Origin of the sequence: Magnetospirillum fulvum (assembly GCF_900108475.1) — a bacterium.
Classification (GTDB): domain Bacteria; phylum Pseudomonadota; class Alphaproteobacteria; order Rhodospirillales; family Magnetospirillaceae; genus Phaeospirillum; species Phaeospirillum fulvum_A.
In genome coordinates, this window is the sequence record NZ_FNWO01000010.1 from 124,141 (window position 1) to 148,330 (window position 24,190).

The 24,190-nt window shown below is 67.2% G+C and carries 21 protein-coding genes and 1 pseudogene; 15 read left to right on the top strand and 7 right to left on the bottom strand.

What is annotated here, in order from left to right:
* Positions 1-34: 34 nt before the first annotated feature.
* Entirely contained in the window at positions 35-2,335 is a 2,301-nt protein-coding gene (clpA, locus tag BLW40_RS12435; RefSeq protein ID WP_074769031.1) for an ATP-dependent Clp protease ATP-binding subunit ClpA, read from the top strand.
* An 82-nt stretch (positions 2,336-2,417) separates the two neighbouring features.
* Here clpA and BLW40_RS12440 read toward each other — a convergent pair whose 3' ends face one another.
* A complete protein-coding gene (locus tag BLW40_RS12440; protein ID WP_074769033.1) occupies positions 2,418-3,548 on the bottom strand; it encodes a patatin-like phospholipase family protein in 1,131 nt (376 codons plus the stop codon).
* Between the two features lie 267 nt (positions 3,549-3,815).
* On the opposite strand from BLW40_RS12440, the gene fabI reads away from it, so the two are divergent.
* Positions 3,816-4,634, top strand: coding sequence for an enoyl-ACP reductase FabI (fabI, locus tag BLW40_RS12445; RefSeq protein WP_074769035.1), 819 nt, complete (start codon positions 3,816-3,818; stop codon positions 4,632-4,634).
* 5 nt (positions 4,635-4,639) lie between these two features.
* A complete protein-coding gene (gene aroC / locus BLW40_RS12450; protein ID WP_074769037.1) occupies positions 4,640-5,725 on the top strand; it encodes a chorismate synthase in 1,086 nt (361 codons plus the stop codon).
* 4 nt (positions 5,726-5,729) lie between these two features.
* Here aroC and BLW40_RS12455 read toward each other — a convergent pair whose 3' ends face one another.
* From BLW40_RS12455 to BLW40_RS12465, 3 genes and pseudogenes are all read right to left on the bottom strand, one after another.
* Positions 5,730-7,373: an AMP-binding protein gene (locus BLW40_RS12455; protein ID WP_074769039.1), complete on the bottom strand. Its 1,644-nt coding sequence runs from the start codon at positions 7,371-7,373 to the stop codon at positions 5,730-5,732.
* An 89-nt stretch (positions 7,374-7,462) separates the two neighbouring features.
* Positions 7,463-8,683 (bottom strand): hypothetical protein, encoded by a 1,221-nt coding sequence (locus BLW40_RS12460; RefSeq protein WP_074769041.1) that lies wholly within the window; start codon positions 8,681-8,683, stop codon positions 7,463-7,465.
* Positions 8,680-9,801: pseudogene (locus BLW40_RS12465) on the bottom strand (NAD(P)/FAD-dependent oxidoreductase); the annotation flags it as partial. The pseudogene BLW40_RS12465 and the gene BLW40_RS12460, both read right to left, overlap by 4 nt.
* A 171-nt stretch (positions 9,802-9,972) precedes the next feature.
* On the opposite strand from BLW40_RS12465, the gene BLW40_RS12470 reads away from it, so the two are divergent.
* From BLW40_RS12470 to BLW40_RS17805, 12 genes are all read left to right on the top strand, one after another.
* Entirely contained in the window at positions 9,973-10,794 is an 822-nt protein-coding gene (locus tag BLW40_RS12470) for a division plane positioning ATPase MipZ (protein ID WP_074769043.1), read from the top strand.
* 102 nt (positions 10,795-10,896) lie between these two features.
* Positions 10,897-11,301: a DUF6481 family protein gene (locus BLW40_RS12475; RefSeq protein WP_074769045.1), complete on the top strand. Its 405-nt coding sequence runs from the start codon at positions 10,897-10,899 to the stop codon at positions 11,299-11,301.
* Positions 11,302-11,480: 179 nt separating this feature from the next.
* Positions 11,481-13,496, top strand: a complete 2,016-nt coding sequence (gene hyfB / locus BLW40_RS12480) for a hydrogenase 4 subunit B (protein WP_074769047.1) — start codon at positions 11,481-11,483, stop codon at positions 13,494-13,496.
* A complete protein-coding gene (locus BLW40_RS12485) occupies positions 13,493-14,440 on the top strand; it encodes a respiratory chain complex I subunit 1 family protein (protein ID WP_074769049.1) in 948 nt (315 codons plus the stop codon). The genes hyfB and BLW40_RS12485 overlap by 4 nt, the downstream gene beginning before the upstream one ends.
* A complete protein-coding gene (locus BLW40_RS12490; RefSeq protein WP_074769051.1) occupies positions 14,440-15,108 on the top strand; it encodes a hydrogenase-4 component E in 669 nt (222 codons plus the stop codon). The genes BLW40_RS12485 and BLW40_RS12490 overlap by 1 nt, the downstream gene beginning before the upstream one ends.
* A complete protein-coding gene (locus BLW40_RS12495; RefSeq protein WP_074769053.1) occupies positions 15,105-16,595 on the top strand; it encodes a hydrogenase 4 subunit F in 1,491 nt (496 codons plus the stop codon). Before BLW40_RS12490 ends, BLW40_RS12495 begins: the two co-directional genes overlap by 4 nt.
* Entirely contained in the window at positions 16,592-18,112 is a 1,521-nt protein-coding gene (locus BLW40_RS12500) for a hydrogenase large subunit (RefSeq protein ID WP_139305585.1), read from the top strand. The genes BLW40_RS12495 and BLW40_RS12500 overlap by 4 nt, the downstream gene beginning before the upstream one ends.
* Complete coding sequence (locus BLW40_RS12505) at positions 18,109-18,645, top strand: NADH-quinone oxidoreductase subunit B family protein (protein WP_074769055.1); 537 nt, start codon at positions 18,109-18,111, stop codon at positions 18,643-18,645. Before BLW40_RS12500 ends, BLW40_RS12505 begins: the two co-directional genes overlap by 4 nt.
* Positions 18,646-18,774: 129 nt before the next feature.
* Entirely contained in the window at positions 18,775-19,248 is a 474-nt protein-coding gene (locus tag BLW40_RS12510) for a CreA family protein (protein WP_083386767.1), read from the top strand.
* Position 19,249: 1 nt separating this feature from the next.
* A complete protein-coding gene (locus BLW40_RS12515) occupies positions 19,250-20,875 on the top strand; it encodes a hypothetical protein (protein WP_074769057.1) in 1,626 nt (541 codons plus the stop codon).
* Positions 20,875-21,825, top strand: a complete 951-nt coding sequence (locus tag BLW40_RS12520; protein ID WP_074769059.1) for a glycosyltransferase family 9 protein — start codon at positions 20,875-20,877, stop codon at positions 21,823-21,825. Before BLW40_RS12515 ends, BLW40_RS12520 begins: the two co-directional genes overlap by 1 nt.
* Before the next feature lie 11 nt (positions 21,826-21,836).
* On the top strand, positions 21,837-22,580 hold the full coding sequence (locus BLW40_RS17805; RefSeq protein ID WP_074769112.1) for a hypothetical protein: 744 nt from the start codon (positions 21,837-21,839) through the stop codon (positions 22,578-22,580).
* Positions 22,581-22,720: 140 nt separating this feature from the next.
* Here the strand turns inward: BLW40_RS17805 and BLW40_RS12530 are convergent, their stop codons facing one another.
* From BLW40_RS12530 to BLW40_RS17670, 3 genes are all read right to left on the bottom strand, one after another.
* Entirely contained in the window at positions 22,721-23,356 is a 636-nt protein-coding gene (locus BLW40_RS12530) for a ChrR family anti-sigma-E factor (protein WP_074769061.1), read from the bottom strand.
* Positions 23,353-23,937, bottom strand: coding sequence for a sigma-70 family RNA polymerase sigma factor (locus tag BLW40_RS12535; protein ID WP_074769063.1), 585 nt, complete (start codon positions 23,935-23,937; stop codon positions 23,353-23,355). The genes BLW40_RS12530 and BLW40_RS12535 overlap by 4 nt, the downstream gene beginning before the upstream one ends.
* Before the next feature lie 93 nt (positions 23,938-24,030).
* On the bottom strand, positions 24,031-24,186 hold the full coding sequence (locus BLW40_RS17670; RefSeq protein WP_170834575.1) for a hypothetical protein: 156 nt from the start codon (positions 24,184-24,186) through the stop codon (positions 24,031-24,033).
* Positions 24,187-24,190 lie beyond the last annotated feature (4 nt).

Consider the following 24,190-nt stretch of genomic DNA (forward strand, 5'->3'; position numbering starts at 1 on the left):
CCGCCGGCCACTCCCTGCCAGGAAGGATCGGCCCATGCTGTCGCGCAACCTTGAGCAAAGCCTGCACCGCGCTCTGTCTCACGCCTCCGAGCGTCGTCACGAATACGCCACGCTGGAACATCTGCTGCTGTCGCTGACCGAGGATATCGACGCCGTCGCGGTGCTGCGCGCCTGTAACGTCTCGGTCGAGAAGTTGCGGACCGACCTGACCGACTTCCTCGACACCAGCCTGTCCGAACTGGTCGGTCCCCGTGGCAGCGATCCCAAGCCCACCGCCGGGTTCCAGCGGGTGGTCCAGCGCGCCGCGATCCACGTCCAATCCTCGGGGCGCGAGGAAGTGACCGGGGCCAACGTCCTGGTCGCCCTGTTCTCCGAGCGCGAGAGCCACGCCGTCTATTTCCTCCAGATTCAGGAAATGACCCGGCTGGACGCCGTCAATTACATCAGCCACGGCGTCGCCAAGGCCCCCGGTCGCGGACAAAGCCGACCGGCCCAGGGCGTGGACGAGGATGTCGCCGCCGAAAAGGTGGTCAAGAAAGGCATCGAGGCCCTGACCGCTTATTGCGTCAACCTCAACCAGAAGGCCGTCGAGGGCAAGATCGACCCGCTGATCGGCCGCGAGGCGGAAATCGAGCGGACGATCCAGATCCTCTGCCGCCGCTCGAAGAACAACCCGCTTTATGTCGGCGATCCCGGCGTCGGCAAGACCGCGATCGCCGAAGGGCTGGCTCGGCGCATCGTCAATGGCGAAGTGCCCGAAGTGCTGCGCTCGGCCACCATCTTCTCCCTCGACATGGGGGCGCTGCTGGCCGGAACCCGCTATCGCGGCGATTTCGAGGAGCGGCTGAAGGCGGTCGTCACCGAACTGGAGAATTACGACGGCGCGATCATGTTCATCGACGAAATCCACACCGTGATCGGGGCGGGTGCCACCTCGGGCGGGTCGATGGATGCCTCGAACCTGCTGAAACCGGCGCTGGCGGCAGGCTCGCTGCGCTGCATCGGCTCGACCACCTACAAGGAATACCGCACCCATTTCGAAAAGGACCGCGCCCTGGTCCGCCGCTTCCAGAAGATCGACGTCAACGAACCCAGCGTCGCCGATGCGATCAAGATTCTGAACGGGATCAAGACCTATTACGAAAGCCATCACAAGGTTCGCTATGCCCCCGACGCGATCAAGGCGGCGGTCGAGTTGTCGGCGAAATACATCACCGACCGCAAGCTGCCCGACAAGGCGATCGACGTCATCGACGAGGTCGGCGCGTCGCGGATGCTGCTGCCCGAATCGAAGCGGCGCAAGACCGTGACCGTCCGCGATATCGAGGAAATCGTCGCCAAGATCGCCCGCATCCCACCGAAATCGGTCTCGCTCGACGATATGGAGGCGCTGAAATCGCTCGACCGTGACCTCAAGACGCTGGTGTTCGGTCAGGACAAGGCGATCGACTCGCTTGCTTCGGCGATCAAGCTGGCCCGCGCCGGTCTGCGCGAGCCGGAAAAGCCGATCGGATGCTATCTGTTCAGCGGCCCGACCGGCGTCGGCAAGACCGAGGTCGCCCGCCAGCTCGCCCGCATCATGGGGATCGAGCTGACCCGCTTTGACATGTCGGAATATATGGAACGCCACTCGGTGTCGCGGCTGATCGGCGCGCCGCCCGGCTATGTCGGCTTCGATCAGGGTGGTCTGCTGACCGACGCGATCGACCAGCATCCCCATTGCGTCCTGCTGCTCGATGAAATCGAAAAGGCCCATCCCGACCTGTTCAACATCTTGTTGCAGGTGATGGATCATGGCCGCCTCACCGACCATAACGGCAAGATCATCGACTTCCGCAACGTGATCTTGATCATGACCACCAATGCCGGGGCGGCCGATCTGGCCAAGGCGGCGCTGGGCTTCGGTCGCGAAAACCGCCAGGGCGACGACAGCGAGGCGATCAACCGGATGTTCACCCCGGAATTCCGCAACCGGCTCGACGCGATCATTCCCTTCGCCAACCTGTCGCCCGAGATCGTCAGTCAGGTCGTCGATAAGTTCATCATGCAGTTGGAAACCCAGTTGGGCGACCGCGACGTCTTGATCGAACTGTCCGACGAGGCCCGCGCCTGGCTTTCGCGCAAGGGATACGACCACAATTACGGGGCCCGGCCGCTGTCCCGCGTCATTCAGGAGCACATCAAGAAGCCGCTGGCCGAAGAATTGCTGTTCGGACGGCTGGCCAAGGGCGGCACCGTCCGCATCACGATCGGTCCCGATGGCGGGCTGGCGTTCGATATCGCCTCGGGCTCGCCCCGGCCGGAAAAGGCAGCGGAACCCGAACTGGTCGATTAACCTTTTCCGTTTGTTACCATTAAGGCCACGGCGTTTGTCGCCGTGGCCTTTTTTGTCGGCGGTCTCGCGCCCCCTCTGCCCCTTATGGCGGCAGGATCGCCTTGCGCGACAGGATGTGGTCGCAGACCGAGGTGGTGTCCCAGGTCGAGCTCTTGCCCAGGGCCGGTTCGATCGTCGGCCACGCCTGATCAAACGCCCGGCGGCCCATGTCGCGCAGATGGACCAGGAATTCCCAGGCCGGGGCTTCCTTCGAATAGACACCGAGCGCGGCGATTTCGGTATCGGCCTCGATCCGATGCAGATTGATGTGGCGGAACGGATGGTGCCCCGGCGGGGGATCGGCGATCATCTTGGCATCGACCAGCCGGTTGACGGTTTCGATCGTGTTGATCTCGTGGATCAGCGCGGCATTGAACGTCAGTTCGTTAAGGCGATCGACGACGTGGCGGGCGCTGCGTGGCGGCGGCCCGTCGCGCCGCAGCGGGTTGATCGTGACCAGGACGAGGTCGTTCGCCTCGGTCTCGCGCAGCCGTTCGGCCAGACAGGTCAGCGGCGGATTGCCGAGATAGCCGCCGTCCCAATAGAGATGTCCGTCGATCTCGACCGCCGAAAAGGGCGCGGGCTTGCAACTCGACGCGCGCAGCGCGGCGGGCGAGACCGCACCATCGACGAACAGCTTGCGGCGGCCCTCGCTGATATCGGTGGCGGCGATCACCAGAGAGGGGGTTCCCGCCTGGGGCAGGGCGAAGATCGCCGGAATTTCCGGCATCACTTCGCGCAGAACCGCAGAGAGCGTGCCGCCCAACCCGGTTTCGGCGACCGGCGAGGCCGATCCGGCGACGTCGGCCCAGCGGGCGGCGGCGCTATCGTCGATGTTCCACCCGGTACTGAGGGTGGCGGCGGCGACGAACGGATTGCCGCTCCAGAAGGCGGCGCGGGCGATCGTTTCCCATAATTCACGGATCTTGTCCCGTCCCGCCTCGGCAATGCGGCGGGTCCGGGCGGTGGCGGGGCCAGGCTGTCCGGCTCCTTCGTGGCAGCCATAGGCGAAGGCGGTGGCGGTCAAGGCCCCCGACGACGCGCCGCTGATTCCGACGATTTCGACTTTTCCGGCGACGACCTGATCAAGCAGGCCGTCCAACACGCCCCAGGCAAACGCGCCATGGACGCCGCCGCCCTGTAAAGCCAGGGCGATCTTGTGTGGATGATTCATGATTCGCGCCTCCCGCAACCTGTTCAGCCGCCGCGCACTTTTTTGATGAGGGTACGCTGAACCGCCGATTGGAGCAACCAATGGTGTTGTGCCGGCAAGGTTAGGATCATCGTTCGGTCGGGGGGCCTCGCATGCCATGCGCGGGGATCGGGGGAGGGGGGGCGTCAACCGCCTTTGCCGTCTGTGGTGTTTCGTGTATGTAGAAACCTCCGTTGCCGCCGCCTTTGATCGCGTCCGGCTCCCCCCCCTTCCTCGGAAAGGACCCGCATGACCGCTCCTGCACCCCTGATGGCCGGAAAGAGAGGCCTCGTCATGGGCGTCGCTAACGACCGCTCCATCGCCTGGGGCATTGCCCAGGCTGCGCGTGCCCAGGGGGCGGAGCTCGCCTTCACCTACCAGGGCGAGGCCCTGGAAAAGCGGGTCCGTCCTCTGGCGGAAACGGTGGGCTCGTCGTTAGTGCTGCCCTGTGATGTCTCGGACGAGGCGTCGATTGATGCCGTGTTCGATACCCTTGCCAAGACCTGGGGGAAGATCGACTTCCTGGTCCATGCGATCGGGTTCTCGGACAAGGAAGAGCTGCGCGGTCGCTATGCCGACACCTCGTTGCAGAACTTCCAGAACACGATGCACATCTCGGTGTTCTCCTTCACCTCGGTCGCCCGTCGCGCCGCGGCGATGATGCCCGATGGCGGCTCGCTGCTGACCCTGACCTATTACGGGGCCGAGCGGGTGATGCCGCATTACAACGTGATGGGCGTGGCCAAGGCCGCTCTGGAAGCCAGCGTGCGCTATCTCGCCGTCGATCTCGGCCGCGACAATATCCGCGTCAACGCGCTGTCGGCCGGTCCGATGAAGACCCTGGCTGCCTCGGGGATCGGCGATTTCCGCTATATCCTGAAGTGGAACCAGTACAACAGCCCGCTGAAGCGCAACGTCACCCTCGAAGATATCGGCGGTGCCGGTCTGTACCTGCTGTCCGATCTGTCGAGCGGCGTCACCGGCGAAACCCATCATGTCGATTCCGGCTATCACGTCGTCGGCATGAAGGCGGTGGACGCTCCCGACATCAACGTCGCGAAGGACTAGACTCCGTGTCGGGCAACGCCTTCGGCCATCTGTTCCGCTTCACCACCTTTGGCGAAAGCCACGGTCCGGCGATCGGATGTGTGGTCGATGGCGTTCCGGCGCGTATTCCGCTGGCCGAGTCGGACCTTCAGGTCTGGCTCGACCGCCGCCGTCCCGGACAGAATCGCTTCACCACCCAACGGCGCGAGCCGGATAGTGTCAAGATTCTCTCCGGAATCTATCAGGGCCAGACCACCGGCACTCCGATCGGCCTGCTGATCGAGAATACCGACCAGCGCTCGAAGGATTACGGCGAGATCGCCGATCGCTTCCGCCCCGGTCATGCCGATTGGGTCTATCAGCAGAAATATGGCATCCGCGACCCGCGCGGCGGCGGACGCTCCAGCGCCCGCGAAACCGCGATGCGGGTTGCCGCAGGCGGCATCGCCCGCAAGGTGCTTGACGCTTTGGTGCCGGGTGGCTTGTCCATTCGCGGCGCGATGGTCCAGATGGGGCCGCACCCGATCGACTCCGCCCGCTGGGATTGGGACGCGATCGAAGCCAATCCGTTCTGGTGTCCCGATGCCACCGCCGCGCAAGAGTGGGAAGGCTATCTCGACGGGATTCGCAAGTCCGGCTCGTCGATCGGCGGCATCGTCGAAGTGGTGGCCAAAGGCGTTCCGGTCGGTCTTGGTGCGCCGGTCTATGACAAGCTCGACGCCGACCTTGCCAAGGCGATGATGAGCATCAACGCGGTCAAGGGGGTCGAGATCGGGGCCGGGTTCGCCGCCGCCGCCTTGTCCGGTGAAGAGAATGCCGACGAGATGCGGATCGGACCCGACGGCCAGCCCTGTTTCCTCTCCAATCGCGCCGGAGGCATTTTGGGCGGGATCTCGACCGGGCAGGACATCGTCGTCCGTCTGGCCGTCAAGCCGACCAGCTCGATTCTGACGCCGCGGCGCAGCATCGATATCACTGGGGCCGAGGTCGATGTCTCGACCAAGGGCCGCCACGACCCTTGCGTCGCGATCCGCGCCGTCCCGGTGGCCGAGGCGATGATGGCCTGCACCCTGGCCGACCATCTGCTTCGCGCCCGTGCCGTCGCGCGCTAAGTCCCTATTTCCGCAACAGCCAGCGATCTTCGGCCGCGGGGGCGTCGATCCGCAACGGCCGCGCCCGCAAATCGTCATAGAGGACGCTGCCATCGACGGCGAGCGGCAGCGACTCGACCAGTTCGATTCGGCGCGGCACTTCGGCCTCGCCCCGTCGCAGCCGGACCCAGGCGCGCAGGTCGTCCGGGTCGGGCGCGGCTCCGGGGCGGGCGACGACGAAGGCCCGCAGGGTGCCGTTCTCGAGATCGACCAGACCGGCGGCGGCGATGGCGGGATGGTCGGCCAGCGTCGCCTCGATCTCGTCCAGCCGGACCCGCTGGCCTGCGACCAGCGCCACCCCTTCCTCGCGGACCAGCGGCTCGGGCCACAGATAATTGTCGAGGTCGCGCATCCCCAGCCGCCCGGTCAGCAGCCAGTCGCGGACCCGCCGCGCCGGTCCGCTGGCCTCGCCCCAATAGCCGAGACAATTGCCCGGCGCATCGGCCGACACCGCCAGGATGCCGCGTTCCCCGGCGCGGACGGGGCGGCCGTGCTCGTCAACCGCCTCGACGGTCAGGCCCGGTGCGGCACGGCCGGGCGAGGGTGGGCGTAATTCCATCATTCCGGCCAGATTGGCGGTGACGGCGCCGGTCTCGGTCACTCCCCAGGCTTCGTTGACATGGATGCCAAAGGCCCGCAGCGCGGTTTCGTGCAGCTCGAGCGACAGCGGGTCGGGACCGCTGGCGATGGCGCGGGGGCGGGCGAACGGGCGCGACGCCGCCTCGGCCAGGGGCGCGACCAGCGCGGGCGGCAGCCACAGCGCCCGCACTCCGTGGCGGCCGATCAGATCAAGGCCGCGGCCCGGATCGAACCGTCCCGGCGCGGCCAGCACCGCGACGCCGTGATGCCAGGCGGGCAGGACCAGCCGGAACAGGGCTTCGGCGTTCATCCAGTCGGCCGGGGTCCAGGCGATGTCGCCAAACTGGGGGAACAGCCCCATCGCCAGTTCGATCGCCGGAAGCCCGCCCGCCATCGCGCGGTGGGCGTGGACCAGCCCCGGCGGCTGCCCGGCTCCGTCGGTGGGGTAGAACACGAAGGCGGGGGTGTCGGGCTGGGTCACCAGCGGAGCGAAGCTGTCCGAGGCGCACTCCAGCGCAGGCCACAGCGCCAGGGCGGCGGGACCGTCGGCTTCGCTCGCGACCAGGACTGTCAGCAGATCGGGCAGCAGCGGCCGGGCGATCTCGAGCACCGGCAGCAGCGCCGGGTCGGCGATCAGGGCGACCGCGCCGGAATTGCCCAGCCGCCAGACCAGCGGCTCGGCCCCCAATCCCAGCGGCACCGGCACCGCCAGTGCTCCCATCCGCGGGATTGCCAGCAGGGCGATGGCGGCTTCCAGTCCGGGCGGCAGGGCCAGCGCGACCCGGTCGCCAGCGCGAACCCCTCGGGCGGTCAGGACGTTGGCCAGCCGGTTGGCGAGCAGGCGCAGGACGTGAAAGGTATAACGCTCGACCGCGCCGTCGGGCGTCTCGACGATCAGCGCGGTGCGGTGGCCATCGGCTCCGCCCAGGGTCTGGCGGTCGCAGACGTCGAAGGACAGGTTGTAAAGCTCGGGGATTCGCCAGCGGAAGGTGCGGCAGGCTTCCTCGTAAGTGCGGGGATTGTTCAGCACGGCGCGTCGGTCCGGGAGAGGGGGTGTTCCACCGGAAAAGACAATGCGGGTTTCCCGGTCCGAGTCAACACTCTCCCCCCCCTGCGGTCCTAGCGGTCGATCGGCATCAGCTCTTCAAGCCACAGATAGGTCTCGATGTCGTCGAACATCACCCCGTCGAAGCCGAGATCCATCACGCCCGCGATATACTTGCCGAGCAGGGCCTTCCACTCGGCGCTGCCGACATCGGCGATATAGGTTCCCGGCTGGTCGTCATGGGCGAACAGGAAGGGCGGCGCACCGACCTCCCAGCCCTTTTGCCAGTACCAGCGCCAATCATAGGCCCGACCGACCGGCATCACCGCCAGCACCAGACGGCGCGGCCCCAGCTTCTTGAACTTCATCTGGGCGATGTCGGCCTTGACCAGGAAATCGACGCCGCGATGGGCGACGTCGATCACCACCATGTCGTAATTGCTGTTCGAGATCGCCTCGACAAAGCGGCCCTTGCTGCCGAATCCGTCCGAGCGCAGCAGCGGCAGCCAATTGTGAATTGTGTTCAGCGACAGCACCTCGCCCGCATTCTCGCCCGGCGGGTGGGGGCGGGGCGGCTGGTCCAGCCGCGTTCCCACGGCGGCGAAGGTGGTGACGCGGTCGCGGGCGGCCCCGCGCAGGGCCGTCTCGATCCCCGCCGGGCCGGTGCAGGCATCGACCGACAGCACCGCCCGGCCCTCGGCCCGGATCGCGTCGGCGGCATAGACGATGCGGCGGACCCGCTCGGCCTTGTCCAGCTTCTCCTTGATCTCGGCGGCGCGGCGCAGTTCGACCGCCGGATCGTTGCTGAACGGTCCCATCTCGACCGGAATCGGCGGGCGGTGGATGCCGATCTTCTTTTCGCTGTCGATCTGGGCATCGTCGGCCTTGCGCTCCTTGATCGCGTCGGCCAGCGGCTTGTCGAGGACGTTGGCCCCGCAATACAGCCCGTCGATGACCAAGCCGTCGAGCAGCTTGACCAGCGGCCGGAACACCGAGCGTTCGGGCAGACGGCGATAGAACCCGCTGCTGGAGGGATCGTGCAGCGCCTCCCACTGGACTTCCCAATCGCCCTTGACCAGCAGTTCGACGCCGCCGCGCATCAGCACCTGGAAATTGGGATCGCGCTTCTTGGCATAGCTCGCCAGTTCGATCATCACCGCGCGGGTCTGTTCGCGGACGTTGGGAACCTGCTCGGGCGGAGGAGGAACGAAGTCGCGCGGCTTGTCGAGCGCCAGCACGGGCGAGGCCAGCAGAGCCAGGATCAGGGCGAGTCCGACCCGTCCGCGCCCTCTCATGACAGCAAATCCCGGACGTGATCGGCGATGGCGAGGCAGGCGGTCAGGCCGGGACTCTCGATCCCGTACAGCGCCACCATCCCCGGCGCGCCGGTTTCGGCCGGGCCGTGGATCAGGAAATCGCGTCCCGGCTGGTCGGGGGCGCTGATCTTGGGGCGGATGCCGCAATAGGCCGGGGCCAGTGCCCCGTCGGGCAGGCCGGGCCAATAGCGGCGGATCGCGTCGTAGAACACGTCGCCCCGGTGGGGATCGACGGAATAATCCTCGCGCTCGATCCATTCGACGTCGGGACCGAAGCGTCCGGCACCACCGAGATCGAGGGTGAAATGAACCCCCAGCCCGGCCGCGACCGGGACCGGATAGACCAGCCGCGCAAACGGCGTCCGCCCGGTCAGGCTGAAATAAGTGCCCCGGCACAGATAAGCGGGCGGCACGTCGGCCAGCCCCAGCGCCGCCCCGATCCGGGGCGCGGCCAGACCGGCGGCCAGCACCACCGAGCGGGCGCTGAGCCGCATCGGCTCGGCTCCGCCGGTTTCGATCAGCATCGCATCGCCGTCGGCGTGGCCGCCGGTGACCGGAGCGTGAAAAGCGATCATCGCGCCCGCTGCCTCAGCCTCGCCTTGCAGCGACAGCATCAAGGCGTGGCTGTCGATGATGCCGGTGAAGGGCGACAGCAAAGCGGCGGTGCAGACCAGATTGGGCTCAAGCGCGCGCGCCTCGGCTCCGCTCAGCATCCGCAGCCCCTCGGCCCCGTTGGCCTGACCGCGCGCGAAGATTGTCGCCAGGGCGGCTTCCTCGCTCTCGTCGGTGGCGACGACCAGCTTGCCGGGAAGGGAATGGGGGATGGAGCAGCGGAGAGCGTGAGCGCGCATCAAGCGGCTGCCCGCGACGCACAGCCGCGCCTTCAACGAGCCCGGCGCGTAATAGAGACCGGCGTGGATCACTTCGCTGTTGCGCGACGAGATGCCGGTGCCGATCGCGCCCTCGGCCTCCAGCACGATCACGTCGCGTCCGGCCTGGGCCAGCGCACGGGCCGCGGCCAGCCCGACCACGCCCGCGCCGATCACAACGCAATCGACCGGCTCGGCATCTTGCTCCGTCAACACCTTGTCTTTCCCCCGGAAGTAATCCTCTACATCTCGCGAAGCATACCACCGGCATCAGACCTGCGGAAGGCGCATGGTCATTGCGTGAGGACGCGGCTAACGGTAGAATCGACAATCCGTACACACGCGGTGCCCCCAGTTTCGACCCGCCCGACGCACGCCCCCGCCGCCCGCGAGGTTTTCATGACAAAGCGCGCCCATGTCATCGTCGTCGGCAACGAAAAGGGGGGGACCGGCAAATCGACCGTGTCGATGCATCTGATCGTCAGCCTGCTCGATCGCGGCCTGTCGGTCGGCAGCATCGACCTCGACGCCCGTCAGGCGACGCTGACCCGCTATCTCAAGAACCGCGAGGCCCGCGCCGACCGCGCCCAACTGGGGCTGGCGATGCCCGATCATATCGCGGTGCCGCCGACCCCAGATCCCAAGGAGGACGAGGCGCGGCTGCTTGAGACCTTCAACCAGTTCGCCAATAGCCATGACGTGATCGTGATCGACACCCCGGGCAGCGACCATGCGTTGTCGCGGATGGGGCATTCCTTTGCCGATACCCTGGTAACGCCGTTGAATGACAGTCTGGTCGATCTCGACGTGCTGGGGCTGGTCGATCCGGCGACAATGAAGGTCGTTCGCCCCAGCCATTACGCCGAAATGGTGTGGGAGACCAAGAAGGCGCGGGCGATGCGCGGCGAACGGGCGATGGTCGATTGGATCGTGCTGAGGAACCGGCTGTCCAACCTTGACGCCCGCAATAAGCGCGAGATGGAAAAGCTGCTGGCCGATCTGGCCCGCCGGGTCGGGTTCCGCGTCATTCCCGGCCTGGGCGAGCGGGTGATCTATCGTTCGATGTTTCTCGAAGGGCTGACCCTGCTCGACCTGCGCCGCAAAATCGAAGGCTTTGATCTGTCGATGAGCCATGTCGCCGCCCGTCAGGAATTGCGCACCCTGGTCGACGCAATTGCCCTGCCGAAGCTGGGCGGAGCCGGGTCGGGGCAGGGGGGATGATACGCGGTCGGCGTTTTTCCGATTGCCTCTGCCCCCCGGTATAACCATATGCTGTGAGATGAAGTGCGCAGCTCGATCTGACGCGCTAATCTCGGAGAACATATGCAAAACATCGATAAACAGGCCAAGTCCAAGGCCAAAGCTGGCTTTGGCGAGCGTCTGAACACGGCCGCCGCCGCCAAGAAGGCGATGGTTGAGAAGTGGCGCGCCAACAAGGTTGATACCACCGATCCGGCCTATCTGGAGAAGCAGGCGGCCCTTCAGGTCGCCGCTGCCGCCCGGGCCGAACGCGACGCCCAGCGCAAGGCGGAGAAAGAGGCGGCCAAACTTCAGGCCATCGCCGACCGCAAGGCGGAAAAGGACGCCGCCGCCGCCCAGATCATCGCCGATCAGGCCGCCGTCGAGGCCGCCCGGATCGAGGCGATCGCCGCCGAGGCCGCGTTGGAAGAGCAGCGCAAGGCCGCTCGCGACGCCCGCTACGCCGCCCGCAAGGCGCGCAGCAAGTAAGGTCGCCGGGACTCCGCATTCTTCGGCCGCACAATGGGGGGAGCGGCGCTCTTGTCGTCCCCCCCGTTCTTCGTGTTAAGCTCCTGAAAAGGACCGGGAACAGACCGGCCGTCCGGGAGCGCTTTCTTGACTTCTCATCCGTCGTTCTGCCGTCCTGGCCCGTCCGGGTCGATCCTCCCATGCTGATCGCCGCGTCTTTGGCCGCGCTGGTGCTGCTGGCGGTGGTCGGCGTCGTCGCCGGTGGCCGCGAGATCACCCACCGGCTGGTTCATGCCGGGTGCGCCGTCGCCAGCATCGCCCTGCTGATCGGCGGGTTGACCCACCTCGGCGCCGGTCCGGGTGGATCGCCCGCGATCGTCCTGCCGCTCGGCTTGCCGTGGATGGCGGCGCATTTCCGCCTCGACAACCTGTCGGCGCTGTTCATGGTGGTGGTCGATCTCGCCGCCGCCGCCGCCTCGATCTACGGCATCGGCTATTGCCGCCATCTGCCCCAGGTGCGGCGGGTGACCCCGTTCTTCCCGCTGTTCCTGTTCGGAATGAACGCGGTGCTGCTCGCCGACGACGCCTTCATGTTCCTGGTGTCGTGGGAATTCATGTCGCTGGCGTCGTGGCTGATGGTGCTGTCCGACCATAAATCGGCGGAAAATCGCCATGCCGCAGTGATCTATCTGGTGATGGCCGCGTTCGGCACCTTTTGCCTGTTGACCAGCTTCGGCCTGATGGCCGGGGCGGGCGGGGCCTATACCTTCGCGGCGATGCGTCAGGCCGAACTGGCGGCGGTTCCGGCCTTTCTGGTCGTGCTGATGGCGGTGCTGGGGGCGGGGTCGAAGGCCGGTCTGGTCCCGCTGCATGTCTGGCTGCCGCTGGCCCATCCCGCCGCCCCCAGCCATGTTTCAGCGCTGATGAGCGGGGTGATGACCAAGGTCGCGCTGTACGGCCTGATCCGTATCCTGTTCGACCTTCATGGCGAGGTGCCGTGGGAATGGGGCGCGGCGCTGATGGTGATCGGTGGAGTGAGCGCGGTTTTAGGCGTGCTCTACGCGCTGTTCCAGGACGATTTGAAGCGGCTGCTGGCCTATTCCACCGTCGAGAATGTCGGTGTCGCGGTGATCGGGCTGGGGCTCGGCATTGCCTTCAAGGATGCGGGCGAACCGGCGCTGGCGGCGCTGGCTTTGGTCGGCGGGCTCTATCACATCGTCAACCACTCGATCTTCAAGACCCTGCTGTTCCTTGCCGCCGGGGCGGTGATCAGCGCGACCGGCGAACGCCGCTTGAGCGGTCTGGGCGGGTTGTTGAACCGGATGCCGTGGACCGGCACCGCCGCCTTGATCGGTGCCGCGGCGATTTCGGCGCTGCCGCCGCTAAACGGCTTCGTTTCGGAATGGCTGATCCTCCAGGCCCTGTTCAAGGGGCCGGGCCTGCCGCATTGGGCGATGAAGTTCGGCGTGCCGGTGGTCGGCGCGATGCTGGCCCTGGCCGGGGCACTCGCCGCCACATGCTTTGTCCGCGCTTACGGTATCGTCTTCCTCGGCCGTCCGCGCTCGCTCGCCGCCGCCCAGGCCGATCTGCATCCGACCCCGGCCAGCATGCGCTGGACGATGGCGGTGCTGGCGCTGCTGTGCATCTTGCTGGGCGCGCTGCCGGTCACCGTCACCGATGCCCTGTCGGCGGTGGTCCAGCCGATGACCGGGATGCATTTCGCGGTGTCGGCCGATCTGGGCTGGCCGTGGCTGTCGCCGGTCAGTTCGACTCGCGGCTCCTATTCCGGCACGATGCTGGTGATGGTCGGCACCGCGCTGTTCGCGATCGCGGTGGTGCTGGCCCACGGGCTGGGCACCCGCCGCGTCCGCCGCGCCGATGCCTGGGATTGCGGCCACCGTGAGGACATCCCCGAGACTCAATATACCGGCCAGAGCTTTTCCCAGCCGCTGCGCCGGGTGTTCGGCGGTTCGGTCTTCCTGGCGCGCGAGACGGTCGAGATGCCCGAGCCGGGCGAGCGCAGTCCGGCGCGGCTGTCGGTGCGGATGATCGACCCGGTGTGGGTCGGGCTGTACGACCCGATCGTCCGCGCCATCAATTTCATCGCCGACCGGGTCAACCGGATGCAGTTCCTGACGGTGCGGGGCTATCTGCTGATGATGTTCTCGACCCTGGTCTTCATGCTGCTGGTGGTGGCGTGGAGGCAGCAGCCATGATCGAGCTTCTGATCGAGGTCGCGCAGGTCTTCCTGGTGGTGGCGCTTGCCCCGCTGGTCACCGGCTGGGTCCGGCTGGTCAAGGCGCGGTTGCAGGGCCGGATCGGAGCCTCGCCGATCCAGCCCTACCGCGACCTCTATCGCCTGCTGCAACAAGAAGCGGTGGTGGCCCATTCGGCCTCGTGGCTGTTCCGCGCCGCGCCCTATGTCACCTTCAGCGCGGTGTGGCTGGCCGCGGTGCTGATCCCGACCTTCACCACCGATCTGGTGCTAGCCCCGGCTGCCGATCTGATCGCCCTGGTGGCGCTGTTGGGGGTGGCGCGGTTCTGGACCGCTTTGGCCGGGATGGATGTCGGCACCGCCTTCGGCGGGCTGGGGGCATCGCGCGAGATGCTGATCGCCTCGCTGGCCGAACCGGCAATGCTGATGGTGACCTTTTCGCTGTCGCTGGTGTCGGGCAGCACCGCGCCGTCGCAGATCATCGCCTTCGTGCTGTCGGGCAGCGTCGGCATCGAGGTGTCGATGGGGTTGGCGCTGGCGGCGCTGGTGATGGTGGCGGTGGCCGAGAACGGGCGGATTCCGATCGACAATCCTTCGACCCATCTGGAACTGACGATGGTGCACGAGGCGATGGTGCTGGAATATTCCGGCCGCCACCTTGCGCTGATGGAAGCGGCGGGGATGGTGCGGTTGACCCTGTTCCTCGCCCTGATCGGCGCCCTGTTCGCGCCGTGGGGCATTGCCCAGCCCGGGGCGGGCGCGACGGAGATGGCGCTGGGGCTGGGGGTGTTCCTCGCCAAAAGCTTCGCCCTGGCCTCGGCCCTGGCGGTGTTCGAGACCGGGATCGCCAAGATGCGGGTGTTCCGCTATGCCGATTTCCTGGGCGGCGCGCTGTTGCTGGGGCTGCTGGCGACGATCTTCCTTTACGTGTCGGAGGCGGTGTGATGGGAGCGGGACAGATCTCCTATGACGTCGCCCATCTGATCGGCGCCACCGTGCTGATGGCCGGGCTGCAATTGCTGTATCAGCGCCGCCTGTTCGCGGTGATCAACACCTTTGCCTTCCAGGCCCTGGCGCTGGCCGCCGCCGCCGGGTGGCAGGCCCATGTCCAGGACGCGCCGCATCTCTATGTCACCGCCGGGATCGCCCTGGTGTTCAAGGCGATGATCGTTCCCTTTGCCCTGCATTGGCTGATCGAGAAGCTGGGGATTCACCGCAGCGTCGAGACCGCGATGTCGATCGGCTGGACGATGATGGCCGGAGTGGCGCTGGTGGCGCTGTCGATTTTGCTGGTGCTGCCGGTCACCGCCAACGCGGCGGCGCTGACCCGCGAGAGTCTGGCCCTGGCGATGAGCGTGGTGCTGATCGGCCTGTTGATGATGATCACGCGGCGCAATGCGGTGACCCAGGTGGTCGGCTTCATGGCGCTGGAGAACGGGCTGATCCTGGCGGCGGTGTCGGCCAAGGGAATGCCGCTGGTGGTGGAGATTTCGGTGGCGTTCTCGGTTCTGGTGGCGATGACCCTGTTCGGCATCTTCTTCTTTCGCATCCGCGAGCGCTTCGACACCCTCGACATCAACGACGTCGAAACCTATCGCGGGGACCGGCAATGATCGACCGCTTGGCCGGCTTGCCCGGACTGGACAACCCGCTATTGTGGATTCTGGCGCTGCCGCTGGGGGCGGCCGGGTTCCTGGCGGTGATCCGCGACTGGCGGGTGGCGTCATGGGTCAATGTCGCGGCGTCGGCGCTGACCTTCGCCGCCTCGCTGGTGCTGCTGCGGGTGCGCCCGGTCCCGACCAAGCTGTTTTTCATCGACGATTTCAACGTCTATCTGGTGGTGCTGACCGCCTTTGTCGGGCTGACCACCGCGGTGTTCTCGGCCGCCTATATCGCCCGCGAGAGCGAGGGCAACCGCCTGTCCGACCTGCATCTGCGTTTTTATCACGCGATGTATCAGGCCTTTCTGTTCACGATGTTGCTGGCGCTGTCGGCCAACAATACCGGGGTGATGTGGGTCGCGGTCGAGGCGGCGACCCTGACCACGGTGCTGATGGTCAGCCTGTACCGCACCCGCGAGGCGATCGAGGCGGCGTGGAAGTATTTCATTCTCTGCTCGGTGGGGATCGGGCTGGCGTTGTTCGGGACGATCCTGGTCTATCTGGCGGCGCAGCCGGTGATGGGCGACGGGGCGGATTCGATGGCCTGGACCGAGATGATGCGCCGGGCGGCCGAGTTCCAGCCCGATCTGCTGAACCTCGCCTTCGTCTTCGTGCTGGTCGGCTATGGCACCAAGGTCGGGCTGGCCCCGCTCCATGCCTGGCTGCCCGATGCCCATGCCGAGGGGCCGACGCCGATTTCGGCGGTGCTGTCGGGGCTGTTGCTGAACGTCGCGCTGTACGCCTTGCTGCGCTTTAAAATGCTGCTGTCGGCCAACGGTCACACCCTGTCGCCCGGCCCGCTGCTGGTGGTGATGGGGCTGTCGTCGCTGTTCCTGTCGGCCTTCATGCTGTACCGGCGTGGCGACATCAAGCGGTTGTTCGCCTATTCCTCGATCGAGCATATGGGGCTGATCACCTTCGCCTTTGGGATGGGCGGGCCGCTGGCCAATTTCGCCGGGCTGCTGCATATGACGATGCATTCGCTGACCAAGTCGGCGATCTTTTTCGCGGTCGGCATCATCGCCCAGAACGAGGGGACCAAGCGGATCGCCGACATCCGGGGCCTGACCGTGTCCCATCCGCTGTTGGGCTGGGGCTTTGTCCTGGCGGTGCTGGCGATTGCCGGTCTGCCGCCGATGGGCGTGTTCATGAGCGAGTTCCTGGTGCTGGGCTCGACCTTTGCCCGCGAGCCGTTGCTGGCGCTGCCGCTGGCGATCGCGCTGCTGCTGGCGTTCGCGGCGCTGATCAGCCGGTTGCAGATGATGGCGTTCGGCGAGCCGCCGCCGCGTTCGGCGGCTCAGAGCAGCGCCGGGCGGGTGTCGGGCATCCTGGCGCTGACGCCGTTGTGGCTGCATATGGCGCTGGTGCTGGTGGCTGGGCTGTATTTGCCCGCGCCGCTGGTGGCGTGGTTCCACACCGTGGCGAGGATGCTGGGATGATCGGGCAGGAAACGCTGGCGGAGTTCCTGGCCGGACTCGAGGCGGTGGCGGACTGCGCCCCTTATCCGCGGGTGCGGCTGGACCGGGGCGGCTGGCAGTCGCTGGTGGCGCGGCTGGCCGGGTCGGACTGGGGCCTGATGGCCGAATGGGGCGAGCCGGACGAAATCCACGTTGCCCTGCGCGACGAAAGCGATGGCGAGATTCGCATCGTCTCGCACCGTTGCGTCGATCGTCGTTTTGCCGCGATCGGCACGGTCCGCCCGGCGGCGATCCGGCTGGAGCGGGCGATTCGCGATCTGTGGGGGTTGGAGCCCGAGGGACTGGACGACCGCCGTCCCTGGCTCGATCATGGCCGCTGGCCGGTGCGTCAGCCGCTGGCGCTACGGCCGCGCGATCCCTCGCCGTCGTCGTTCGCCTATCCGTTTCTGACCGCCGAAGGCGAGGGGCTGCACCAGATTCCGGTCGGGCCGGTCCATGCCGGGGTGATCGAGCCGGGCCATTTCCGCTTTCACGCCCAGGGCGAGACGGTGGTGCGGCTGGAAGCGCGGCTGGGCTATACCCATAAGGGGATTGCCGGGCTGGCGACGGGCCGGACAATTGGAGAGGTGGCGCGGCTGGCCGGGCGGATTTCGGGGGATTCCACCGTCGCCTATGCCCTGGCCTTCGCCCGCGCCGTCGAGGCCGCGACCGGAGCCGACGTGCCGCGCCGGGCCGACTGGCTGCGCGCCCTGATGGCCGAGTTGGAGCGTCTGGCCAACCATCTCGCCGATATCGGCGGAATCTGCAACGACGCCGCCTTCGCGGTGATGCTGGCTCAGATGCAGGTGCTGCGCGAGCGCATCTTAGGGGTCAACCGGGCGCTGTTTGGCCATCGTCTGCTGATGGATCAGGTGGTGCCGGGCGGACTGGTCGCCGATCTGCCGCCCGAGGGGCCTGAGACGATCAAGCACTTGCTCTACGGGCTGCACAAGGACGTCGAGCGCGCCCGCCATCTGTACGAAAACACCCCGTCGCTGTCGGACCGCACCCAGGGCACCGGCATCCTGCCTTCGGCTCTGGCCAATCGGTTCGGCGCGGGCGGGTATGTCGGCCGCGCCTCGGGGCGGGGACACGATGCTCGCCGTGTGCCGGGCTATCCGCCATACGAGATGCTCGACCTCACCGTGCCGATGCTGCTGGAAGGCGACGTCAACGCCCGGGTGATGGTCCGCTTTGCCGAGGCGGCGGAAAGCCTGCGCCTGATCAACCGCATCCTGCTCGAACTGCCCGACGGGCCGGTGCGGGCCGACCTGCCGCTCCGGGCGGGCGAGGGAATGGCGGTGATCGAAAGCTTTCGCGGCGAGGTGCTGGTGTGGGTTCGGGTCGACGAGGCCGGCCGGGTGGTCCGCTTCCACGCCCACGACCCATCCTGGTTCCAGTGGCCGTTGCTGGAAGCCGCGATCAAGGGCAACATCGTCGCCGATTTCCCGCTGTGCAACAAATCGTTCAATTGTTCCTATTCGGGGCATGACCAATGATACCCCCGATCTCGAAGCTGCTGTTCCGCGCCCTGACCCGGGGACCGTACACCAGGCGCGGTCCGGTCGCGCCCGATCCCGACGGCGCGCTTGAACTGGCGGCGGCGCTGGGCGAGCGGGCGCGGGCCAAGCTGGGCCGCTCGCTGGCGATCCGCGAGGTCGATGCCGGGTCGTGCAATGGCTGTGAATTGGAGATTCACGCCGTCAACGGCCCTGTCTACGATCTGGAGCGGTTCGGTATCCGCTTTGTCGCCAGCCCGCGCCATGCCGACCTGCTGCTGGTGACCGGACCGGTTACCAGCAATATGGCCGAGGCGCTGCGGCGGACCTTCGAGGCGGTGCCGTCGCCGAAATGGGTGGTGGCGCTGGGCGATTGTGCCCGTGACGGCGGCTGCTTCGCCGGGTCTTATGCCGTGCTGGGCGGAGCCGACTCGGTGGTGCCGGTCGATCTGCACATTCCCGGCTGCCCGCCCGAGCCTGCGCGGATTCTGTCCGGCCTGCTTGAAGTGCTGGAACGGGCGGCCAAAGGATGATCTTTTCGCGTCCGCGTTAAGAAGACCCGTGCACCCGCGATCACCCTCGGCTAAGACAGTACCGGATAGACTGAATGGGGTTTGCCTCCGTCCCGGCGGCGGGCGGCCCCGGTCAAGGAAGGTATGACGATGACACAGCGGATGAAGTCTCTGGTTCCGGCGGTGCTTCTGGCGGCAGCGATGGCGGCCCCGGCGGCGGCCGATGAAATCGGCAGCGTCTCGACGGTGTTCAAGGCGCTTGGCCCCAACGACAAGATCGTGATCGAGGCGTTCGACGATCCCCAGGTTGTCGGCGTCACCTGCTATCTGTCGCGGGCCAAGACCGGCGGGATCAAGGGTGGGATCGGCATCGCCGAGGACACCGCCGACGCCGCGATCGCCTGCCGTCAGGTCGGCCCGATTCAGTTCCTCGAGCAGATCAAGGACGGCGATACCGTGTTCAAGAAGGACACCTCGCTGCTGTTCAAGACGATGCAGGTGGTCCGGTTCCTCGACCGCAAGCGCAACGTGCTGGTCTATCTGGTCTATAGCGACCGGATCATCGAGGGATCGCCGAAGAATTCGGTCTCGGCAGTGCCGATTCAGAAGAACTGGATCCCGTAAGATGACGGTGGACCTGCCGGACGACCAGCGCCTGTTGCTGGACGGGCTGCTCGTCCGGCTTGAATCCATCCGCGATTCGACGGCGCTGGCCCGCTTCATGGCCGAAGTGCTGAATAGCCTGCTGCGTCGCCGGGGCGATGCCGAGTTCCGCGAGACGATCCAGGCCGCCTTCGCCGACGGTCTGATCGCCCATACCCTGGACGAGCAGAAGGCGTTGGCCGCCGAGGTGATCCGGGTCGTGATCGTCAAGCGGCCCGAGATCGCGCTGGCCTGGCAAATGGCCAATGCCGCGTCGCCTCCGGCCGTTGGGGCGCGCCGGGCCGCTGATGCGCCGACGGCGGCTTCGCCTGAAGCACCCGTTGCCCCGCCTGCTGCGGCCCCGTCGGACGATTACCTCTATGCCGAGGCCGAGGCGGGACTGGGCCGCTATGTCGCCGACATCGTGACGCGGCGGCTGGCCCAGCTTCAGGTGCCGCCGGCGGCGTTGCCCTCGGCCGCCTATCATTCCGGCCGACCGTTCTTTTTGTTCGATCCCGCCCTGGCCCAGGTGCTGGGCGATTTCGTCGCCGGGCCGTTTCTGCGCTATTGCCGCGATGGGATGGAACGGCGGGTCTATCGCCCGTGCGAGGGAGGCGTGCCGGTCGGCGACGAGGCTTGGGCCGCCTATATGGCCGACAAGCGCGACCCGGTGTGGGCGATCCTGCTCGACCGGCTGGCCCGGCTGTCGGCCGCCTACAAAGCCGCCGAGGCCAAGCAGAGCGCGGGCGAAGGGGGCGATCCCGGCTATCGTCTCGTCGAGGTGCCGGTCACGAGGCCCCGCCATTACGCGATCCTGGGGGTCGAGTTCGCGCTGGGCCACGTCACCACCACCCGCAAGATCAAGGTCAAGACCCCGCCCGCCAACGCGTTGGAGCCCAGCGAGCGCGAGGCGCTCGACCTGCTGGCCGAACTGCGTCATCTGGCCGAGCGGGCGCGGATCGACCTGCCCGACAGCGTCGATTACCAATTCCTGCGGACGCTGTTCGATTTCAACGTCCGCCAATTCGTCGCCATCCGCGATGAATTGATGGGACTGATCGCCAATGCCGGGACCAGCGGGCCGTTTCTGCTCGAACGCCTGCATGCGATCGACGATGTTCTCAGCAACATCCTGGCCGACATCCTGGGCCTGATGCTGTTCACCCGTCATGGCGACGGCCGGTTCGGCCTGTCCGATTTCTATTATTTCTGCCAGGGAGCCGCGCGCGATTTCAGCGCGGTCAGCGAGACCCGACCGTTCAGCGTGATCGAGATCGCCTCGCGCCCGCGCGAATTGGTGCTGCAAGTGCGCGAGGGGCTCCGGCGGCGGGTCCATCCCGACAAGCTGCTGTCGGCGGTCGAGAAACTGCTCGAATGCTGGACCGTGATCGGCCGTACTCGCTTTGGCGACGAACTCGACCACGGGCTGGCAATGTTCGACTCGTTTGCTCCACTGTTTGCCGACGATCCCGACCGCGAGGTGATCGCCGAGATCACCCGGATGGTTCGCGGGCAATTGATGACCGGGGGCGCCAGCCGCGAGTCGCTGATGCTGGCGGTCGGACGGGCCTATGAACCGATTGGACGGCGGACGGCGGGACGATATTGATGCGGATTCTGTTTATCACCGCCAGCCGGATCGGCGATGCCGTGCTATCGACCGGCTTGCTGAACCATCTGGCCGAACGCTATCCCGAGGCTCGGTTCACTGTCGCCTGCGGGGCACCGGCGGCCCCGTTGTTCGCCGCCGCCCCGTTCGTTGACGAGGTGATCCCGATGGTCAAGCGCCGCCGCGCCGGTCATTGGATTGATCTGTGGCGGCGCACCGTCACACGGCGGTGGAGCCTGGTGGTCGATCTGCGCGGTTCGGCGATCGGCTGGCTGCTGCCCGCGTGGCGGCGGCGGGTGCTGAAATCCTCGTGGGAGCCGCGTCACCGGCTGGCCCATCTCGCCACCGTGCTGCGGCTCGATCACGTTCCGCTGCCCCGCCTGTGGGCCGGGGCGGCCGAGCGGGCGGTGGCCGAACGGCTGATCCCGTCCGGTGGGCCGGTTCTGGCGGTCGGTCCCACCGCCAATTGGGGGGGCAAGCAATGGCCCGCCGACCGCTTCGTCGCGGTGATCGCGCGCCTGACCGCGCCGGGAGGGGTTCTGGCCGATGCCCGGGTCGCGGTGATCTGTTCGCCTGCCGAGCGGAATGCCGCCGCCTTGGTGCTGGACGCGGTGCCGCCCGAGCGGCGGATTGATCTGACCGACGGCGCGCACGATCTGGCCACGGTCTATGCCTGTCTGGAACGCTGCGCTTTTTACCTGGGCAACGATTCCGGGCTGATGCATATGGCGGCGGCGGCCGGGGTGCCGACGCTGGGGCTGTTCGGACCGTCGTCCGAGATCTTCTATGGCCCGGCGGGGGCGCGGACGGCCAGCGTGCGCGGACCGCGCTCGTTCGAGGATATCTGCCACGCGCCTGAGTTCGATCACCGCCGTCAGGACAGCCTGATGCTCGACCTTGATCCCGAGACGGTGGTCGCGGCGGCTGAACGGCTGTGGGCCAGCCGGTAAGGCGCGGGCGCGTGCGCCTGCGCCTGTTGTCCACCACGGCCTGGGCGTTGCTGATTTCGTTGGCGTTGCATCTGGTGGCGTTTGTCGGCGTGTGGCGGTTGCAGATCGACCTGCCCCCCGAGCCAAAGGCCGAGCGGGTGACGATCGTCGAACTGACCCCCCAGCCGGTTCCGCCGCCCACCCCGCCCGCACCGCCGCCGCCTCCTCCGCCTCCTCCGCCGCCGCAATCACCCGACGCCAAGTCCGATCCCAAGGCGAAGCCGATCCCAAAGCCGCCGCCGCCGCAACTGAACTCCGCCCCGCTTGGCCCACGCTCCTCGGGGGAGAAATCCGGGGCAGGGGCCGTGCGCCATGGCGAAGGATTGGTCAGCCTCGAAAGCGCCGGAAGCCGCAAACCACCCGCGCCGGTGCGGGGGGGCCTCAGCCAGAGTGCGCAGGATTTCATCCTGGCCCAGATCCTGAAGATGTGGCGGTTCAATACTCTGGCGATCAAGGGCAAGGGCGTGGTGATCTCGGCGGTGATCGAGATCAATGGCGACGGCACCCTGGGCGGGTCGATGAACCGCTCGGCACCGTGGAATCCCGGTGCGGTGATTTCCGACTATGACCGCCTGCCGCCCGACAGCCCGCTCCGCCGCGCGCTGGAATCCTATCTGCTGGCGCTGCGGCTGGCCCAGCCGCTGACCCTGCCGCCCGACGACGGCAAGGGCTGGCCGCGCCGGATGACGCTCCGTTTCGCCATCGACGATTTGTAAGGAGAGCTTATACCAAGCTGCATCATGCAGCTTGTAGGCCCAAGGGGCCGCGCGCCCCATGGCGCGGAGCCAAGCGAACGGAGTGAGCGCCCGGCGAATGAGGGCCTGCGCGGATCGATTTCGATCAGCGCAGCTTGGTATTACCCCGCGAACGGGCTTAATAGACGGCCCAGCAGCCCGGTCGGGCGAATCGGGTCGTCGCCGACGCACAGGCACAGGCAGGCGGTGTCGGCATCGGCGACCGGGCGATAGGTTCGGTTGGCAGCCTCGACCGCGAAATCGCCGGGACGGTAATGGCCGGACTCGTCGCGATAGGCTCCCTGCAATACCACGTTGAGCTCGGCGGCGGCGTGGCGATGGCGGGGCGAGACGATACCGGCTTCCATCCGGATCAACTTGGCCTGGGCGCGGTCGGAGCGGATCAAGATCGCCTGGTCGATGCCGGGAGAGAGGGGCCGCCAGGACAGGCTGGCCGGATCGCCGCCGCAATAGGCCCCGATCGGGCCGGGCAGGGCAGAGCCGCGCGCGGGCGGGCAGGGCACGGGCGGGGTGCGGTCGAGCCGGGCCAGGGTGCGGGCCAAGGCATCGTCGGCCATCGCGCAGACGGGCAGGGATTCGAGGTGGGCTCCGGCCAGGGCTTCGAGCCGGGTCACCTCGGCCCGGCAGCGCGGGCAGAAGGCGAGGTGGGTGGCGACGGCCAGCGCCGTCGGCTCGTCCATCGCTCCGGCGGCATAGGCCGCCAGCAACGCATCGGAAGGGTGGAAGGAGGCGCTCATCGGCTTTCTCCCAACAGGGCCTTGATCCGCCCCATCGCCAGTCTCATGCGGGATTTAACGGTTCCCAGCGGCACATCGAGCCGGGAGGCGATCTCGGCGTGGGGCACGTCCTCGAAGAAGGACAGCGCCACCACCCGCGCCTGATCCGGCGGCAAATGGGTCAAAGCGTCGCGCACCCGCTGCTCGCGCCGTCCGGTCTCCAACGCCTCGTCGGCGGGCGGGGCCGGGTCGACCACCAGATCGGGATCGTCCGGGTCGATCTCGGGCCGTCGCTCGTGGCGCAGTCGGTCGATCCGCAGATTGCGGGCAATCGTGAAAATCCAGGTGCTCGCCCCGGCCCGTTCGGGATCGAACGCCGCCGCCTTGCTCCAGACCGCCAGCATCGTTTCCTGGGCCAGTTCCTCGGCCACCGTATCCTCGGTGCCCAGGCGGCGCAGATAGGATTTGATCCGGGGCGCGTAGAAACGGAACAGATCGGCGAAGGCGGCCTGATCGCGGGATTGGGCCACCGCCCGCAAGCGAGCGTTCATCGCCTGGGCTTGCGGGTCCGGGTCCGCCGGGGCGTTGTCGCGCGCGACCATGATCCTCCCGTCTTGTTATCGGCGGGCCGAGCGGAGAATGCTCCGGCTCGGCCCCGGACCGATCATCGGCGCGACGGGAGGAAAAAGCCAGCATCAGCCAGCTCCGGCCGCCATCCGCTCGTAGCTGATCGCCAGCGAGCGCAGCACCGGACCGGCTCCGTCATGGCCATTGGCGATGTCGCGCAGCGCGCGGGCCAGGGCGATCAGGGTGGTCTTGTCGGCAGAGCGGGAAATCGTCGAAGCCATCATCGGT

Coding starts and splice junctions, on each gene's coding strand:
- BLW40_RS12515 (WP_074769057.1), top strand. CDS start 19,250: ATGACGGTGGACCTGCCGGACGACCAGCGCCTGTTGCTGGACGGGCTG.
- BLW40_RS12485 (WP_074769049.1), top strand. CDS start 13,493: ATGATCGAGCTTCTGATCGAGGTCGCGCAGGTCTTCCTGGTGGTGGCG.
- BLW40_RS12505 (WP_074769055.1), top strand. CDS start 18,109: ATGATACCCCCGATCTCGAAGCTGCTGTTCCGCGCCCTGACCCGGGGA.
- BLW40_RS12460 (WP_074769041.1), bottom strand. CDS start 8,683: ATGAGAGGGCGCGGACGGGTCGGACTCGCCCTGATCCTGGCTCTGCTG.
- BLW40_RS12535 (WP_074769063.1), bottom strand. CDS start 23,937: ATGGTCGCGCGCGACAACGCCCCGGCGGACCCGGACCCGCAAGCCCAG.
- BLW40_RS12470 (WP_074769043.1), top strand. CDS start 9,973: ATGACAAAGCGCGCCCATGTCATCGTCGTCGGCAACGAAAAGGGGGGG.
- BLW40_RS12495 (WP_074769053.1), top strand. CDS start 15,105: ATGATCGACCGCTTGGCCGGCTTGCCCGGACTGGACAACCCGCTATTG.
- fabI (WP_074769035.1), top strand. CDS start 3,816: ATGACCGCTCCTGCACCCCTGATGGCCGGAAAGAGAGGCCTCGTCATG.
- BLW40_RS12490 (WP_074769051.1), top strand. CDS start 14,440: ATGGGAGCGGGACAGATCTCCTATGACGTCGCCCATCTGATCGGCGCC.
- BLW40_RS12520 (WP_074769059.1), top strand. CDS start 20,875: ATGCGGATTCTGTTTATCACCGCCAGCCGGATCGGCGATGCCGTGCTA.
- BLW40_RS12530 (WP_074769061.1), bottom strand. CDS start 23,356: ATGAGCGCCTCCTTCCACCCTTCCGATGCGTTGCTGGCGGCCTATGCC.
- clpA (WP_074769031.1), top strand. CDS start 35: ATGCTGTCGCGCAACCTTGAGCAAAGCCTGCACCGCGCTCTGTCTCAC.
- BLW40_RS12510 (WP_083386767.1), top strand. CDS start 18,775: ATGACACAGCGGATGAAGTCTCTGGTTCCGGCGGTGCTTCTGGCGGCA.
- BLW40_RS12475 (WP_074769045.1), top strand. CDS start 10,897: ATGCAAAACATCGATAAACAGGCCAAGTCCAAGGCCAAAGCTGGCTTT.
- BLW40_RS12440 (WP_074769033.1), bottom strand. CDS start 3,548: ATGAATCATCCACACAAGATCGCCCTGGCTTTACAGGGCGGCGGCGTC.
- BLW40_RS17670 (WP_170834575.1), bottom strand. CDS start 24,186: ATGATGGCTTCGACGATTTCCCGCTCTGCCGACAAGACCACCCTGATC.
- hyfB (WP_074769047.1), top strand. CDS start 11,481: ATGCTGATCGCCGCGTCTTTGGCCGCGCTGGTGCTGCTGGCGGTGGTC.
- BLW40_RS12500 (WP_139305585.1), top strand. CDS start 16,592: ATGATCGGGCAGGAAACGCTGGCGGAGTTCCTGGCCGGACTCGAGGCG.